The sequence below is a fragment of the Microbulbifer hainanensis genome, from assembly GCF_014904735.1.
GTDB classification, from domain to species: domain Bacteria; phylum Pseudomonadota; class Gammaproteobacteria; order Pseudomonadales; family Cellvibrionaceae; genus Microbulbifer; species Microbulbifer hainanensis.
Map to the genome: position 1 here is coordinate 1 of NZ_JACZCR010000076.1, position 638 is coordinate 638.

Below are 638 nucleotides of genomic sequence, written 5' to 3' on the forward strand. Positions count from 1 at the left end.
GCTCTGGCACGGCCGAAGATCGCTCCCACGCCTCAACAAGCTGCCAATCCGCCCTCGAGCGCAACAAGGACGGACAAACGACCGCTTGGTACGTCGCCGGCACTTCGACGGCCGGACAGGTCTCCCCCCTCTCCTCTTATGAGATCGAGGGCCTAATTTGCCGCGAATATTCTGTTTCGGTAGGACAGGTCACGGGCGTCGTTCTCAAGACCGACGACGCAACTGGAACGGCATGTCGAATCTCCGGCCGCTGGTGGGCTTGGCCGACGGCGATTCCAAAGCCGGTTTCGAGTCGGACCAACGGCACCGTCAAATGAATCCCCACATAACAATGGGTTACTCCGCCCAATTGCGGTTCGACAATTCCGAAATGCTAATATGTGGTATGCGCCGGCTCGACCGGTTGCGTATGCGAACTCAGCAACAGGAACAGGGAGGGCTGCGGATCTAAGGGAGCAGAAAAACACAAGGCCGCCCCGAAGGACGGCCCGTGGATGAATATCGTTTAGCACCGTCATTTATCCACAGATCTCCAAAGACTGTCAAGCAATAAAGCGCTGGTTCGCCACCCTTTTTTGCGCCCTTTTTTCCGCGCCTCCGCAGCCAATGGAGGTCTGCGAATGGTAGGTTCTGCCTTT

At 57.2% G+C, this 638-nt stretch carries 1 protein-coding gene; it reads left to right on the plus strand.

The annotated features are described in order from the left end of the window. A partial coding sequence (locus IG168_RS20745; RefSeq protein ID WP_226877197.1) for a hypothetical protein occupies window positions 1–317 on the plus strand: 317 nt, incomplete at its 5' end. Window positions 318–638 lie beyond the last annotated feature (321 nt).